This window comes from Bacillus sp. z33 (assembly GCF_058313615.1).
Genome location: NZ_JBZFQN010000001.1, coordinates 1,355,832 through 1,372,330, shown reverse-complemented (window position 1 = coordinate 1,372,330; position 16,499 = coordinate 1,355,832). Strand labels below are relative to the sequence as shown.

The 16,499-nt window shown below is 40.7% G+C and carries 11 protein-coding genes and 1 other annotated feature (1 of these 12 only partly in view); of the genes, 4 read left to right on the top strand and 7 right to left on the bottom strand.

All coding sequences use genetic code 11. The features are described 5' to 3' along the window. Window positions 1-172, top strand: a binding site (T-box leader); it begins 61 nt to the left of the window's first position. 52 nt (window positions 173-224) lie between these two features. Continuing rightward, window positions 225-1,490 (top strand): tyrosine--tRNA ligase, encoded by a 1,266-nt coding sequence (tyrS, locus tag AC4G3L_RS06450; protein ID WP_491076256.1) that lies wholly within the window; start codon window positions 225-227, stop codon window positions 1,488-1,490. A gap of 268 nt (window positions 1,491-1,758) precedes the next feature. Here the strand turns inward: tyrS and AC4G3L_RS06445 are convergent, their stop codons facing one another. Continuing rightward, window positions 1,759-3,843, bottom strand: coding sequence for an alpha-helical endospore appendage domain-containing protein (locus AC4G3L_RS06445; RefSeq protein WP_491076134.1), 2,085 nt, complete (start codon window positions 3,841-3,843; stop codon window positions 1,759-1,761). Between the two features lie 345 nt (window positions 3,844-4,188). Further along, the gene (locus AC4G3L_RS06440; protein WP_491076133.1) at window positions 4,189-4,491 is read right to left on the bottom strand and encodes an alpha-helical endospore appendage domain-containing protein; all 303 of its coding nucleotides are present in this window, start codon (window positions 4,489-4,491) and stop codon (window positions 4,189-4,191) included. A gap of 225 nt (window positions 4,492-4,716) precedes the next feature. Here AC4G3L_RS06440 and AC4G3L_RS06435 point away from each other — a divergent pair, with 225 nt between their 5' ends. Next, window positions 4,717-5,799: a glycosyltransferase family 2 protein gene (locus tag AC4G3L_RS06435; RefSeq protein WP_491076132.1), complete on the top strand. Its 1,083-nt coding sequence runs from the start codon at window positions 4,717-4,719 to the stop codon at window positions 5,797-5,799. Window positions 5,800-6,134: 335 nt separating this feature from the next. Here the strand turns inward: AC4G3L_RS06435 and AC4G3L_RS06430 are convergent, their stop codons facing one another. The 4 genes from AC4G3L_RS06430 to AC4G3L_RS06415 form a co-directional block, all read right to left on the bottom strand. Next, the gene (locus AC4G3L_RS06430; RefSeq protein ID WP_491076131.1) at window positions 6,135-7,205 is read right to left on the bottom strand and encodes a glycosyltransferase family 2 protein; all 1,071 of its coding nucleotides are present in this window, start codon (window positions 7,203-7,205) and stop codon (window positions 6,135-6,137) included. 53 nt (window positions 7,206-7,258) lie between these two features. Beyond that, window positions 7,259-7,723 carry a hypothetical protein gene (locus AC4G3L_RS06425; protein WP_491076130.1) on the bottom strand — a complete coding sequence of 155 codons (465 nt, stop codon included), beginning with the start codon at window positions 7,721-7,723 and terminating at the stop codon, window positions 7,259-7,261. 112 nt (window positions 7,724-7,835) lie between these two features. Continuing rightward, the gene (locus AC4G3L_RS06420; protein WP_491076129.1) at window positions 7,836-8,420 is read right to left on the bottom strand and encodes an alpha-helical endospore appendage domain-containing protein; all 585 of its coding nucleotides are present in this window, start codon (window positions 8,418-8,420) and stop codon (window positions 7,836-7,838) included. A gap of 368 nt (window positions 8,421-8,788) precedes the next feature. Further along, window positions 8,789-10,930, bottom strand: a complete 2,142-nt coding sequence (locus tag AC4G3L_RS06415) for an exosporium glycoprotein BclB-related protein (RefSeq protein ID WP_491076128.1) — start codon at window positions 10,928-10,930, stop codon at window positions 8,789-8,791. A 429-nt stretch (window positions 10,931-11,359) separates the two neighbouring features. Here AC4G3L_RS06415 and AC4G3L_RS06410 point away from each other — a divergent pair, with 429 nt between their 5' ends. Next, window positions 11,360-12,976, top strand: a complete 1,617-nt coding sequence (locus tag AC4G3L_RS06410) for a glycosyltransferase family 4 protein (protein ID WP_491076127.1) — start codon at window positions 11,360-11,362, stop codon at window positions 12,974-12,976. A 556-nt stretch (window positions 12,977-13,532) separates the two neighbouring features. Here the strand turns inward: AC4G3L_RS06410 and rpsD are convergent. Further along, a complete protein-coding gene (gene rpsD / locus AC4G3L_RS06405) occupies window positions 13,533-14,135 on the bottom strand; it encodes a 30S ribosomal protein S4 (protein ID WP_491076126.1) in 603 nt (200 codons plus the stop codon). A gap of 417 nt (window positions 14,136-14,552) precedes the next feature. Here rpsD and AC4G3L_RS06400 point away from each other — a divergent pair, with 417 nt between their 5' ends. Then, window positions 14,553-16,424 (top strand): sensor domain-containing diguanylate cyclase, encoded by a 1,872-nt coding sequence (locus AC4G3L_RS06400; RefSeq protein ID WP_491076255.1) that lies wholly within the window; start codon window positions 14,553-14,555, stop codon window positions 16,422-16,424. The last annotated feature ends 75 nt before the right edge of the window (window positions 16,425-16,499 follow it).

Here is a 16,499-nt window from a genome sequence, read left to right as displayed (position 1 = left end):
GTGCAAACCGGTACAAGCGGAATAATGAATTACCTCCTCGAGCAGTATTCGGGAAAGCTTTGTATAAAGCTGTGTAGCGAATGCCGGAACCTTTCCGTTAAAAAGATAAGCGGCGAGACAATTGTCATGTTTCGCAAGTTGGGTGGTACCGCGATAGTTAATCGTCCCTTCATTTTAATGAAGGGGCGTTTTTTTATATTATTTTAAATAATAAGAGGTGGAGAATAATGAATATTTTAGATGATTTGCGTTTCAGAGGTCTGGTAAATCAATTTACTGATGAAGAGGGTTTGGAAAAATTATTACAGGAAGAAAGCGTGAAATTATATGCCGGTTTCGATCCGACTGCTGATAGCTTGCATATTGGCCATTTGCTGCCTATTTTAATCCTGAGACGCTTCCAGTTAGCTGGGCACCAGCCAATCCCATTAGTTGGCGGAGCAACAGGAATGATTGGAGATCCTAGTGGTAAAAAGGCAGAGCGTACGTTAAACACGGAGGACGTTGTTCATCAATGGACTGCACGTATCAAAGATCAACTTTCCCGTTTCCTTGATTTTGAAACTGGCGAGAATAAAGCAATCATGGCCAATAACTATGACTGGATTGGCAATATGAACTTAATTACTTTCCTAAGGGATATTGGTAAAAACTTTGGTCTTAACTACATGCTTGCAAAAGATTCGGTACAATCTCGTATTGAATCAGGTATTTCATTTACCGAATTTAGCTACATGATTATGCAATCTCTTGATTTCCTTAAGTTATACGAAACACAAGGCTGCCGTTTGCAAATCGGTGGAAGTGATCAGTGGGGAAATATTACAGCGGGGCTGGAATTGATTCGTAAAACGAAGGAAGATGCAAAAGCTTTTGGTTTAACGGTTCCTCTTGTTACGAAATCCGATGGAACTAAATTTGGTAAAACAGAAGGCGGAGCGATTTGGCTTGATCGTGAAAAAACATCTCCGTATGAGTTCTACCAGTTCTGGATTAATACAGATGACCGCGATGTCATTAAATACATTAAATACTTTACATTCTTAAGCAAAGAAGAGATTGAAGCGCTTGAGAAAGAGGTTGCTGAAGCTCCGGAAAAACGTGCGGCTCAGAAGGCACTTGCTGAAGAAGTAACAAAGCTTGTGCACGGGGAAGAAGCTTTACAGCAAGCCATCAATATCTCTAAGGCTTTATTCAGCGGGGATATTAAACAATTATCAGTAGAAGAAATTCGCCAAGGCTTCAAGGATGTTCCGAGCTTTGAAGTTGGCAGCAACGAAGAATTACTATTAGTAGATTTACTTGTAAATGCAAAAATCTCTTCGTCTAAGCGCCAGGCACGTGAGGATATCACAAATGGAGCCATTTACATCAACGGAGAAAGAGTCACAGACCTCGCTCATACAATGGCAGAAGCTGATAAATTAGAAGGACAATTCACGGTAATTCGCCGCGGTAAAAAGAAATACACGCTTATTAAGTACGTATAATATATATGTGTGAGGGGCTGTCTGAATTAGGCAGCTCTTTTAATGTAGGGAAAAGGTTCCGATGATTTTCAAAAAATGCATAATGGTCAATTTGGTGGAAATAATTGGGACTTTCCGTAATTAATGATGCTTCAGTGCTAAAACTAATCCAATGCACATCCAGATGCGAGAAACTTTGTCGTAGATTCATCAAAAAAATACACCGCCAGCAGGTAGGAAATCTGAAGGCGGTGTATTTTTCTTTCAAGAGTTATACTTACATTCGAAATTAGTCTAATTTCTTAATAACAACAGAAGCATTTACGTTTGCTTGTGTGCCTCCGACTACGCTCGCAAGACCAATCGCTGAAGCAGAAGAATGATTGCGAAGAGTAAGAGTTTGGCCAGCTGCTATGGCAAAAATTGCTTGCCCGCTATTTTGCTGTGTACCAGCACCTGAACCGTAGACTGTTCCAGGAACCTCCGTACCATTTAAAAATAGTGCAAATTGGTTTGGTTCTGTACCAGACACGGAAAAAGTGACCTCATATAGACCTGGCACGGAAAATAGGATTGAAGGGGTTCCTGGAGCATGTGTAATACCAGCAGTAAGAACTCCATTTGAATCAAAAGGAACATCCGCTTCTATTGCAACCGTTTGAGCAGTTAGGTTATAAATATACGCGAATTCTGCTAATCCTGTCCCCGTAGCCCCCGTAGCGCCAGTAGCGCCGGTAGCTCCAGCAGGACCAGTGTCGCCGGTAGCGCCGGCAGGACCAGTGTCGCCCGTGGCACCTGTAGCTCCAGCAGGACCGGTGTCGCCCGTGGCACCTGTAGCTCCAGCAGGACCAGTGTCGCCCGTAGCCCCCGTAGCGCCGGCAGGACCAGTGTCGCCGGTAGCGCCTGTAGCTCCAGCAGGACCGGTGTCGCCCGTGGCACCTGTAGCTCCAGCAGGACCAGTGTCGCCAGTAGCCCCAGTAGCGCCGGCAGGACCGATGTCGCCGGTAGCCCCCGTGGCACCAGTAGCCCCAGTGTCGCCGGTAGCCCCCGTCGCGCCAGCAGGACCGATGTCGCCAGTAGCGCCCGTGGCACCCGTAGCTCCCGTCGCGCCAGCAGGACCGATGTCGCCGGTAGCGCCCGTGGCACCCGTAGCTCCCGTCGCGCCAGCAGGACCGATGTCGCCGGTAGCGCCCGTAGCACCAGTAGCTCCAGTGTCGCCGATAGCACCCGTGGCACCCGTAGCGCCGGCAGGACCGATGTCGCCGGTAGCGCCCGTGGCACCCGTAGCTCCGGTCGCGCCAGCAGGACCGATGTCGCCGGTAGCGCCCGTAGCACCAGCAGGACCGATGTCGCCGGTAGCGCCCGTAGCACCCGTAGCTCCAGTGTCGCCGGTAGCGCCCGTAGCACCAGTAGCTCCAGTGTCACCGGTAGCCCCCGTGGCTCCAGTAGCCCCAGTGTCGCCAGTAGCACCAGTAGCTCCAGTAGCGCCGGCAGGTCCGGTGTCGCCGGTAGCCCCCGTGGCACCAGTAGCTCCAGTAGCCCCAGTGTCGCCGGTAGCGCCCGTAGCTCCAGTAGCGCCGGCAGGTCCGGTGTCGCCGGTAGCGCCCGTTGCACCTGTAGCTCCAGTGTCGCCTGTTGCACCCGTAGCTCCAGTAGCCCCAGTGTCGCCGGTAGCGCCCGTTGCACCCGTAGCTCCAGTCGCGCCAGCAGGACCGATGTCACCGGTAGCGCCCGTAGCTCCAGTAGCGCCGGCAGGACCGATGTCGCCGGTAGCGCCCGTGGCACCAGTAGCCCCAGTGTCGCCAGTAGCGCCAGTAGCCCCAGTAGGTCCAATGTCGCCTGTAGCTCCAGCAGGTCCAGTAGCGCCGGTAACCCCGGTAGGTCCAGTAGGTCCGATGTCGCCGGTAGCGCCAGTAGCGCCGGTAACCCCAGTAGCGCCGGTAACCCCAGTAGCGCCGGTAACCCCAGTAGCGCCAGCAGGTCCAGTAGCCCCCGTAGCGCCGGTAACCCCAGTAGTGCCAGTAACCCCAGTAGCGCCAGCAGGTCCAGTAGCCCCCGTAGCTCCAGTTGGTCCACTTCCAGTAGTAATTTCAGTCACTTGCCTTAATTTGCTGTCTAGTAATATCTCCTTTTTCATTGCTAATTCCAGCGTATCTTGGACGCTGGTATTCACTTGCAAGATATCGTCTAACGAAGCTAGTGGAGTCAAACCAGGTATTGTACCCAGTGCATATTGTAGTTTTTCTCCTTCGGCATTAATGATATGGGCTAACCCTAATTCTTCCATCGCAATGGAAGCTAAAAGTAGGTTGATGGCATCATCCCTTGTAAGTGTAATGTCAGGGGAAATATTAGGAATGTTTGGTTGTGACATATGATTTCTCCTTTACTTTTTTTGAACAGTCCCTCATATTACGTAAATGATAAAAAAGGTTTGCTCTGTTTACATTCTATTCAGGTGAGGAGAAGCTGGTAAGTCAAATGTCCCTTAAGTTTTAAATAAAGCGGAAGTATTGACAGTTCTTTCATTAAAAAATAAGCGAGCAGATTCTTTATCTGAATATGGGAAGTGAGTACGCAGCCTATTTGAAAAGATAGGATTACTTGTATCTTTATTAGAGTTTACTTACCACTAAAAAAGGTATTGCTTAGGGGTGGATCTCAAAAGAACATCAAGAAACATAAGAAGACTCCAGAGAATAATGCTGGAGTCAGATTTTCATGGTAAAGGAATAATTCTGATTACTTCTTTTAATTTATTTTCTAACAGCAGTTCTTTTTTTATTACCAAATCCAGCATATCTTCAACGCTGTCATTCACTGCTAATATTTGTGCTAATGTAGCTGTTGGAGTCAATCCAGGTAAGGTTCCAAGAACATATTGAATTTTTTCTGCTTCCGCATTAATGATGTGAGCGAGCCCTAATTCTTCCAATGCAATGGAAGCAAGGAGCAGGTTAATTACATCATCCCTATCGATTGTAATTATTGGTGTAATATTAGGAATATTTGACTGGGACATACATCAAAACATCTCTCTTTCTCCTTTTAATTTAACAACCAAGTTTAGTTAACTAGCGTTATGAGAAGTACTTAGTTGTTCTATTTAGACTATTCAAGGTACAAAGAAATGGTTTGTATTATTGCGTTCTTTTTTGATTTAACTTGCATAAGATATTTAACTTGGTTTCCAAATATTTTAAAACACCATATATTATTATAAATTTCCAATTGGTGGTGATGGATAATGTATACAATATCTCTTTGTATGATTGTGAAAAATGAAGAAGAAGTATTACATCAATGTTTAAGCAGTGTAAAGGAAATTTGTGATGAAATAATTATTGTTGATACAGGTTCGACAGATAAGACAAAGGACATTGCAAAAGACTTCACGGAAAAAGTTATTGATTTTCCATGGATTAATGATTTTTCTGCTGCAAGAAATTTTGCTTTCAGCCATGCAACAATGGACTATATCTTATGGTTAGATGCGGATGACATTCTCCTTAAAGAGGATCTGCAAAAATTTAAAAGTTTAAAAAATAAACTTGATCTTTCCATTGATGCAGTATCAATGATTTATCATATTGCGTTTGATGAATATGGAAATCCAAGCTTTAGTTTTAGAAGAAATCGTCTAGTTAAACGGAAAAACAACTTTAAATGGATTGGTCCTGTCCATGAATATTTAGAAGTTGGTGGCAATATTTTTTTTGCTGACATAGCGATAACACACAGAAAAAATGAAAAGTCGTCTCAATCTATTCAAAGCGACCGCAACCTTAAAATTTATGAGTATCGCTTGGAAAGCGGAGAAGAATTCACACCAAGAGATATTTATTATTATGCAAATGAATTAAAAGACCATGCTCAGTTTCACAAATCAATTCTTTATTATCAAGCATTTTTAGCGACAAAAAAAGGCTGGGTTGAGGACGAAATCCGAGCATGTATAAATATGGCGGAATGTTATAGAAATCTCGGCAATTTAGAGAAAGAAAAAGAAGCATTAGTAATGTCGATCTGTTATGATGTTCCACGCCCGGAAGTTTCTTGTAGACTAGGAGATTACTATAAAGGCAAAAGGAAATTTAGAGAGGCCATAATATGGTATCGCTTAGCCATTGAAATAGAGGAAGGTGATCACCAAGGATTTAAGCAAGAGGCTTACTCAACCTGGTATCCACATCTTCAGTTATGTGTGTGCTATTGGGAAATAGGCGACATTAGACTTGCGGAAGAACATAATAATCAAGCTAAAAAGTTTCGGCCGAATGACGCTAAAGTAAAATATAATGAGGAGTTTTTTAAAAATATTAATCAATGAGATATAGATACATTGAGTAAAGAAGAGTTATAGTTTCAAGGTTCGATGGTCATATTTGCCATCAATCTGAGTTGAGTTATGATTTCATGAAAGAAACAGGATTAAATTGGACCATGAATAAAGGCTGCTTTGCGTTCAATGACGAACGGAAAGCAGCCTTTTTAGCTTTGCATCAGATTTATGAAATTTTTTCAGCACTCTCGGATAGACTTAAGAAAAGTTATTTTAAAAGGAAAAGAGTAGATGAAAAATCAATGAAGACTCTGGATGGAATAAAGAGTCTTCATTTTGAAAATTTTTGGGTTGTAATATTAAAAACATATTTTAATGCAACACTAATTCATCTTTGTATTCTTTTCGCACAGATATGCTTCTTGTGCCTCATCTAACTTGCCCAGTTGTTCAAGACACAATCCTTTGTATCTCCATGCTCTAAAACTTCCCATCCCTTTTAAAACAAGATGTTTTGTATGATCATCTCCTAGTTCCAAGCATTTTTCAAATGCTTGTAATGCTTCGGTGTATTTTTCCATTTTATATAGAATATAGCCCATATAAAAATGTAAATCTACATAATCTGGATAGAGAAGAAGCGCCTTCTCAATACTTGGCCACGCACCTTCCAGACTATTTGTTTCTATTAATATCGCATATTTCATTTTGTAAAGTAGGGAAGGCGGCATCTGGTTGTTTTGCAAAAAAAGTAAAATGGATTGGTTTACTAACTGAAATGCTTGTTGATAGTTTTCCTGCCTATAAAACTCACTTGCCAAATGGTATTCTATCCAAGGACTGTGCACAGGATCAGATAATTCTTGTTGCAAAATTTGAATGTTTCGTTTTCCCTTTTGTTTCGTTTCCGTTACTTCCAGCATATAACCGTAATGATGAATAGGCACTGCAATGTTTTCAATATCTTTCTCCGTTACTTCAGGCGGTAGAACAATTGTCTCGTGTATCCGATTCTGAAAGGTAATATTTATATGATTACGAAACAGCCGCAATTGGTATATCAAATAGGCATCATTGTTATCAACAGGTTTTGTTTTTCCATAATAATTTAGGACAGGTAGAGAAAGTAGTTGGGCATTCGTCTTTGCTAAAATCTCTGGAATTTGGGCTTTTTTAGCGGCATCTAATTCTTCATCTGCATCTAACCATAAAATCCAATCTCCTGTTGAAAAAGATAATCCATAATTCCGTGCATCCGAAAAATCGTTTTTCCACTCATAAGCATATACTTTCGCACCATGATTCTCACATATTTCAATTGTTTGATCTGTAGAACCTGTATCTACAATGATAATCTCACTAACTATTCCTTTGACACTTTCTAAACAATCCTTAATGCAATCAGCTTCATCTTTCACAATCATACAGAGAGTAATTGATGGATAATTATTCATAAACTCACTTCCTAAAGATGTCCTATAAGGTGTTCTAATTATAACCATCCTGTTTAAAAGTTCTTTAATAACCAGGGAGGAGGAGCTTTAAGATTTGATTCTACTATGATAGATGTGGCAGTAGATTTTAAATGATAATATTGAAGAATTTGTTCTAACATATATTCGCATTGGATCTTATAACTTTTATTAAAAAAAGGATATTGTTCAATTTCTTTCTTTAATTGTTGAAGAAGAGGCATAATCGTTTCTGATTGATTTTCATCAAAGGTTTGTAGGATTGATTTTTCGTGTGAAACTTTAGAATTTAATATTCTTTTGGAAAAAATGGATACATGCAAAGTCCACAATAAAGAGAGGGAGGTCATAACATTCCGTTCCATTTGATTGCTTTCTTTGAAAGGTAAAGATTCATGAGTTAAAATGGAGTCGAATGTTTTAGTTAGAAATAGTAAAAAAGAATGAAAGAAATTTATATACTCTAATTCTCCATTTTTATGAGCTATGACATCATCCATTTTCAATTGCTCTCCTTTCTTTATGAGGTAGTATTTAATAATATGGAGAATTTTTATATAGGCTCACATCACATCTTAAACATCTCATCCCAGTGTTCCGTCTTTACAATGATTACAAGAATTCTTGTGTATGATGTTTACTATGATTCTTACGACAATCCTCGCAATATTCATCTTTAGTATGGTGTTTACCACGATTCTTACGGCAATCCTCACAATATTCCTCATAATATTCCTCACAACATTCATCTACAGGATGATGTTTTCTATGATCCTTACCGCAATCCTCACAATATTCATCTTTATTATGATGTTTTCTGTGATCCTTATGACAATCCTCGCAATCTTCATCTTTATTATGGTGTTTTCTATGATGCTTATAGCAATCATCGCCACATTCATCTTTACAATGTGCTTTTCTAGCTAGATCAATAACGTCATCTAGTTTAAATTCCAGCAAAATTTGAGATTTCACAACTGTACGAAGTGTCTTATTTACGCTTTCATTAATGTCCAAAAAATCATTTGAATTTTTGGGGGAACATTTAAGAAATGCTTGAAGTTTTTCTCCTTCTGCATTTAGTATATGGGACAAGCCAATCTCCTCTAAAGCTATAGAAGATAGAAGTAAATTAATAGTGTCGCAGCGATTTAGTGAAATTACTGGTGTAATATTCGGTATATTAGGGAGAGACATAAATTTCACCACTTTCTTTATTTTGTCTTGTTCAGAAATAGCCAGGTTAAACGATCAAGTTATTTCTAGTAGCGACATTCTATTATTATTTAGAAATATTAAAGTTCATTACAAAGATTACAAAATATAGTGATCTCTAAAGAACCATGATGTGATAACCACCTAACTATATAACATTGTATTCAAGGCAAATAATTAGGTGCTAGTTCGGGAAAGGATTCATCCGTTCATCCGTAGAAAGTTTTCTCTCCCTCTATTTAAAATTGTGTAGTTTTCATGTTTAATTATCTAGATAATTAAAAAAGGAATACCACCAGCTAAGGTGATATTCCTAGAGTTTCAAATAAATTCAATTCTTATTAATGGGATTAACTAATTACAAGACCCGCACTTCCATAACCTAAGACAGTATTTATTAAAGAAAGACCAGTAGCCGTGATAGAGAAAACCAATAGTAGACGATCTTCTGGTGCAACCGGAATCGATAATCCTGTAGTAAGACCATTGCTAATCTCACCAATTGCAACTAAACCTGTGAGTGATGGGGCTAATGTTACTAAAGCTCCAGGAATTGGACTAAAGATATTATCTGGAGTGGTTGATCTATATAACTGTGCTGTAATCGTTATAGAAGATCCTACAAGAGCCAGTGCCGCTGTAGTGCTGAAGTAAGCTGCAATTGATGTGATAATTCCGTCACGCGGAACTGAAAAGGATAAGTTTAGGAGAGTTCCAGTTCCACCAGTACCTGTGAGATCGATAAGCCCTCCAAGAAGGCTAATCCCGGCTACTGAATTTCCAAACCCTACAAGACCTGTCGTATCAGCTACTCCGCCTAGTGCAGTAGTGAGTATCAAAGGTATGCCAGAGGCAAATGGAATGATAGCACCAGGTCCAGTAGCGCCAGTGTCGCCGGTCGGTCCAGAAGGTCCAATAGGTCCAATGTCGCCGGTCGGTCCAGAAGGTCCAGAAGGTCCAGTAGCGCCAGTGTCGCCAGTAGGTCCCGTAGCACCGGCAGGTCCGATGTCACCGGTAGGTCCGATGTCGCCGGTAGGTCCAGTAGCACCGGTAGGTCCAATGTCGCCGGTAGGTCCCGTGACTCCAGTAGATCCAGTAGCGCCCGTAGGTCCAGTAGCCCCAGTAGGACCGATGTCGCCGGTAGGTCCAGTAGCCCCAGTAGGTCCGATGTCACCGGTAGGTCCAGTAGCGCCGGCAGGTCCGATGTCGCCAGTAGGTCCAGTAGCACCGGTAGCTCCAATGTCGCCAGTAGGTCCAGTAGCGCCGGTAGGACCGATGTCGCCAGTAGGTCCAGTAGCACCGGTAGCTCCAATGTCACCAGTAGGTCCAGTAGCACCGGTAGCTCCAATGTCGCCAGTAGGTCCAGTAGCACCGGTAGCTCCAATGTCACCAGTAGGTCCAGTAGCACCAGTAGGACCGATGTCGCCAGTAGGTCCAGTAGCACCGGTAGCTCCAATGTCGCCAGTAGGTCCAGTAACACCGGTAGCTCCAATGTCGCCGGTAGGTCCGATGTCGCCAGTAGGTCCAGTAGCGCCGGTAGGTCCAGTGACTCCAGTAGGACCGATGTCGCCGGTAGGTCCAATGTCGCCAGTAGGTCCAGTAGCGCCGGTAGGTCCAATGTCGCCGGTAGGTCCAGTAGCGCCAGTAGCACCAGGATCGCCGGTAGGTCCAGTGACTCCAGTAGGACCGATGTCGCCGGTAGGTCCAATGTCGCCAGTAGGTCCAGTAGCACCGGTAGGTCCAATGTCGCCGGTAGGTCCAGTAGCGCCGGTAGGTCCAGTAGCACCGGTAGCTCCAATGTCGCCAGTAGGTCCAGTAGCGCCGGTAGCTCCAGTAGCACCGGTAGGTCCAATGTCGCCAGTAGGTCCAGTAGCGCCGGTAGCTCCAATGTCGCCAGTAGGTCCAGTAGCGCCGGTAGGACCGATGTCGCCAGAAGGTCCAGTAGCGCCGGTAGGACCGATGTCGCCAGAAGGTCCAGTAGCACCAGTAGCACCAGGATCACCGGTAGGTCCAGTAGCGCCAGTAGCACCAGGATCGCCGGTAGGCCCAGTAGCACCAGTAGCACCAGGATCGCCGGTAGGTCCAGTAGGTCCAGTAGCACCAGGATCGCCGGTAGGTCCAGTAGGTCCAGTAGCACCAGGGTCGCCAGTAGGTCCAGTGACTCCAGTAGCCCCCGTAGCGCCCGTAGGCCCATTTCCATCCGTAATTTCAGTCACTTGCCTTAATTTGCTGTCTAGTAGTAGTTCTTTTTTTATCGCTAATTCCAGTGTATCTTGCACACTGGTATTAACTTGCAAGATATCGTCTAAGGAAGCTAGTGGAGTCAAACCAGGTAATGTGCCAAGTGCATACTGAAGTTTTTCTCCTTCGGCATTAATAATATGGGCGAGCCCTAGTTCTTCCATGGCAATGGAGGCTAAGAGTAGGTTAATGGCATCATCCCTTGTAATTGTAATAGCAGGGGAAATATTGGGGATGTTTGGTTGTGACATATGATTTCTCCTTTATAATTTCTTGAACAGTCCTTCCTAACTCGAATGATAAAACAAGGATTGTCCTGTATATAATCTATTCAGGTAAGAAGAGAGTGTATAAGCTAAATGCCTCTTCTATTGTTAATAAAGTATAGAATTTACTCCAAGAGCAACAATCTTAACGAAAAGAGCCTTTCAAAAACAATAACACCTGGGTATACCCTCTGAAGGAAGCTATTCTTCTATAAACAGAGGTTAGTCTAATAATCATGAGACAAGTTATGGAAACATACACTTAGGAGGAGAGCGTGTGGAGGTGTAAGATGCTCATAGCTAGTTTATGCATGACCGTAAAAGATGAAGAAGCTACTACGGAAAAATTTAAAGATGCTTATAATTTTGCGGAGCGTAGAACTTAAGCTTTTCGACTAAAGAGGAGGTGTAAATTTGCCGACAAGTTGGTATCAAGCAGTTCCAGCTATCATTGATTTAGTTTTTATGGATGGTCCTCAATCGATCCTCGATATAGGTGTGGGATTTGGTAAATACGGTGTCTTACTGCGTGAAAGCATTGACATACCATACGAACGTTATGATAAGGAAACCTGGCATCTGCAACTGGATGGGATCGAAGGGTTTGAAGGCTATAATAACCCAATTCATGATTATGTATATAATAAAATGTATTATGGTGATATTCATTCTGTGTTACCTACCTTAATACAGAAATATGACACACTCTTATTAATTGATGTTTTAGAACATTTTGATAAGGAAGAAGGCTTACGCATAATCGATAAATTATTGGAAGTTACAAATAAATCTTTAATTGTATCTACTCCGATTATGCCGGCACCCCAAGGAGAATACTTAGGAAATATACTCGAAACACATAAAAGTCGATGGAATATAGTCGATTTTATTGATTATGATTTTCAATTCAGTCAAGTGATGGTTGGCAATAATGGTGCCAATATCTTTAAATTTTATCCTACGAATAGGAGGAAGTCTTTTAAAGGAAAGAATAGTCCCATGAAAATCGGCTACCTGTTGCCTCATCGAAATTTAACTGGTGGACTTAAAATGTTATTGGCTCAGATGGAAATGCTGAGAAGTAAAGGTCACCATGTTACAGTCTATTATCGAGGAAACCTGGAAGGGCAAAGAGCATTGCCGCCATGGACTGATATAGAAGTAGATCGTGAAGTGATTATTCCACCTTATGAACATTTTAAAAAATATGTGGATGACTGTGATGTTGTAGTCGCAGGCTGGTATCCACAACTATTAGAATTAAAAGATATAAATACACCTGTTTTCTATTATGAACAAGGGCATGAATTGTTGTTTGGCGATGTTCCAGAATACAACAAATTTAATAATATAAAATTGTACTTGGAGTCATGTTATAGGTCAGATATACCTATTGCAAGTATTTCGAAATTTGTATCTCGTTCGTTAAAGGCCCGATTCGGGATTACATCCGAGGTCATTCCGATTGGAATAGATGTCAATGTATATAAACCAATTGAAAAAAAGGAAGATAAAGATTTATTGACCGTGTTATTAGTTGGGAATCCACATTTACGTTTTAAATCTTTTATCGATGCAATTAATGCCCTGCAATTAGTTTGGGATCGAGGATTGCGTTTTCACGTGAAGTGGGTGTGCCAATCACCTCCATCTAATCATACGACTTTTCCAATTGAAACAATTGTACATCCAAGTCAAGAAGTGCTCATTCAAAATTATCAGGAAGCAGATTTACTTTTATTTACATCATGGTATGAGGGATTTGGATTGCCTCCTTTAGAAGCAATGTCATGCGGAACGCCTGTCATCTCGTCAGATTGTGGAGGAGTAAGGGATTATGCGGTATCCGAGCATAATTGTCTATTAGCAGATCCAGGGGATGTTGAACAATTCGCTAATCATTTAGAAAGACTACTAAAAGATAAAGAACTACGGAAATCTTTAAGTGAAAAAGGAAGGGAGACAGCACTGTCGCTGCGGTATGAAGATTCTATTTTAAAAATTGAAGAATACATGCGGAATTTGATTTAGGGTACTATTTTTTTGCGCTTCCTTTATTTTTTTATTTGTAAGTCACTTTAATAGAAAGACAATGTTAGATGCTTTAAAGGTTAAATTCAGCAAGTAGGTACCAGTCTGGAAATTTGGAAAAGTACATGATTAATAATGCATACTCTTAAAGCCTTCTTTTCATAGTGGGCTTTTTCTTGTTGAGAAAAATATATTGGGATTGTTTCACTGCAAAATGATCAACATTTTTCAATTGGCTACAACTTGTCCTTATTAGGAATACCAACTCAACATTATTTAATCTTATATGAGCAGAGGATATTGGTATGTAATTAAAGTTCAAAAGGCTACTGTCCTGTTATTCTTCCAGAAGGACTATTTACAAATTCATTGGCAACTGATTAAAAAATAGATAAGCGTCTGTCTATCCATTTTAAGTAGTCGGTTAACAATTCCGACCTCGGCAAGCATTGGGGGAGAATCACATATTCTATAATACAGAAAAAAATAACCCTAGAACCAATGATTGAACAAGGTTTCTAGGGTTATTACTTACGCTATTTACAAAGCGTATTAATTAACGAGAGTAGAACTCAACGATAAGAGCTTCGTTAATTTCAGCTGGTAATTCAGAACGCTCAGGTAAGCGTGTGAATGTACCTTCTAACTTGTCAGCATCGAAAGTTAGGTAGTCAGGTACGAAGTTGCTTACTTCGATTGCTTCCTTAATGATATCAAGGTTGCGGGATTTTTCACGTACGCCAATAACTTGGCCAGGAGCTAAACGGTAAGATGGGATGTCTACGCGACGTCCATCAACCAAGATATGTCCGTGGTTTACAAGCTGACGTGCTTGACGACGAGTACGTGCTAAACCTAAACGGTAAACAATGTTATCAAGGCGAGAATCTAAAAGAATCATGAAGTTTTCACCTTGTTTACCAGGCATTTTAGCAGCACGATCAAACATTGTGCGGAATTGACGTTCGTTCACACCGTACATGTGACGAAGTTTTTGTTTTTCTTGCAATTGCAAACCGTATTCGGAAATCTTTTTGCGTTGGTTAGGACCGTGTTGTCCTGGAGCGTAAGGACGCTTTTCTAATTCTTTACCTGTACCGCTTAGGGAAATACCTAAACGACGGGATAATTTCCAGCTTGGACCTGTATAACGAGCCATAAGAGGACTCCTCCTTGAAATGTTTTTATTTTTGTAAAATAAAAACCGCTGTTTACAATCATTACTGCCATTTCATTTTCATGTACCTTCGCCCTAGCAGCAGCGGGTTACAAGATACACCTCTTGTAAGAGGAATGAAATGAACAAATAATGAAGCGAACATAAGCTGCGATATTTTACACAAAGATTATTGTATAACTTAGTGGGGTATAAGTCAAGAACTTCTTTAGGTTGGGATAACTATAAAAGATATATCCCTCACTGGTTAAAATAAATAAATATAAATATATTGAAAGAAAGTAGTGATTATTTTAGTATATATTGGTAAAATAGGTATAAAGTATCACTTTTTTAAAAAATCTATCTAATTCCATCTAATTATGGGATGAAAGATAACCACAGGTGTTGATTAATTTGATGATAGATAATCAATTGAGTCAGAGTTGGGAATTAAAAATAAAAAGCATATTTGTAAACTGCATGATTAAAGATGATAATGATCTCTTTTTAGAAAGATTTACGGATAAAATGATAGAATTCTTGATGGAATTGTTAATGGTGGATGAGATTGCCTGTTACTTTAACGATCCATGGAAACAAAGGGTTTGCCTTGAAAAGATAGCTTCGAAGACAGATCGTCACAATCACTTTGTCAACAATATTTCGCTTGATACTGTGCTCGAATCATCGCGAAAAGAATTGTGCGAGGGGGCTTGTTTATCATTAAATGAAACCTCACATGCACTTGGAATTCCTTTGCATCATGATGGAGAAATGATGGGACTGTTTGTCGTTCTTTCAGAAAATAAAGGGATAAAAAAAGATAATTGGATTGATTATTCAGAATTGAGGGCAGTGATAGGCGAATTGTTTTATAAGGCAATTGACATTTCTAATAGGAAAAAAGAAGAAAAGCGTTATAAACTATTGCAACGGATTACGACTGAGTTTCACTCCTCTATGAATATGCATTCCGTTTTGGCTGAAGTAATTGATACGCTGCGTGAAGTATACCCGTCCTTTGTGTATTATTTATTAATGTCACAAGATAGTGATAACACATTAAATCTTCCAATTAAAAGCCTTGAAATGGATGGAGAAAATTTATCTGCCATGCAGGCTTATGTATCTGGCAGTGTTCAATTTGAAAATACGGCAGAAATGAATAATTCTGTTTTATATGCACCATTATTAGGTAAGCAGGGAGTTTATGGGGTTTTACAGGTCATTGCACCAGAAACAGTCATATTCCCGGATAATGAGATTGAATTTATCTCGCTGTTGGCTAATACGGCTGGAGGGGCACTTGAAAACGCTCAATTATATGAGCAATCGAAACGTTTAATTGCAGATTTACGTCTGATTAATGAAACCTCACATCGCCTCAATTCTACTTTAAGGCTTAGTGAAACGGTTAGTTATATGAAACAACAAATTAATAAATCTTTCCTGGCGGAAGAAGTGGGATTTTTTATGATTAATAATGGACAGACAAAACTTGTGCCGGGAAGTTCACCTTTTTTCAATGATGATGCATCCGAGGGTTATATTCAATATGTTAAAGACAGTTTGGAACAGGATCGGGAAGCTTTGTACATCGGAGACATGGATTTTGATAAAGTCGGACAGGATGGCTACTATAAATCACTGATGGCCTTTCCAATGATACATAGTGGAAAACTGGATGGCTTTTGTATCGTCCTTCATCGAACAGCGTATCATTTTACATTTGATATGTTTAAATTAATGCAATCTCTTATTCATCATTCCTCTATGTCTTTTGTTAACTCTATTTTAAGAGAAGAACTTGAAAAAATGGTGATTACAGATTATTTAACAGGCCTTTATTCAAGGAATTATCTTGAAGAAAGAATGCTTGAATTAATTAATTCTGAAACTGAGGGAACTTTTATATTAATTGATATCGATGACTTCAAATTGACAAATGATACATATGGACATCAAACAGGCGATGAAGTCCTTATTCAGGTGGCAGATTTAATTAAGAACAGTATTAGAGACACGGATATAGGTACTAGGTGGGGAGGAGAAGAGTTAGCTATTTTTCTTCCAAAGGCAACGAGAAGTGTTGGGGAAGCAGTTGCAGAAAGACTAGTTGAAACAGTAAGGAAAGAAACCAAACCCCCGGTTACCATCTCGTGCGGTGTATCTTATTGGGAATCAACCAAGGACAAAAACAATACAATCAAAAACCTTTTCCAGCAGGCTGACGATGCCCTGTATTCAGCGAAGAGATCAGGTAAAAATCAAGTAGTAGTATCCAATTAAATTAAATGGGGCTAAGCCGGTTCCGCACACCAAAAGTTAGAGTGAAAACTAACTTTTGGGGGTCACATCATTACC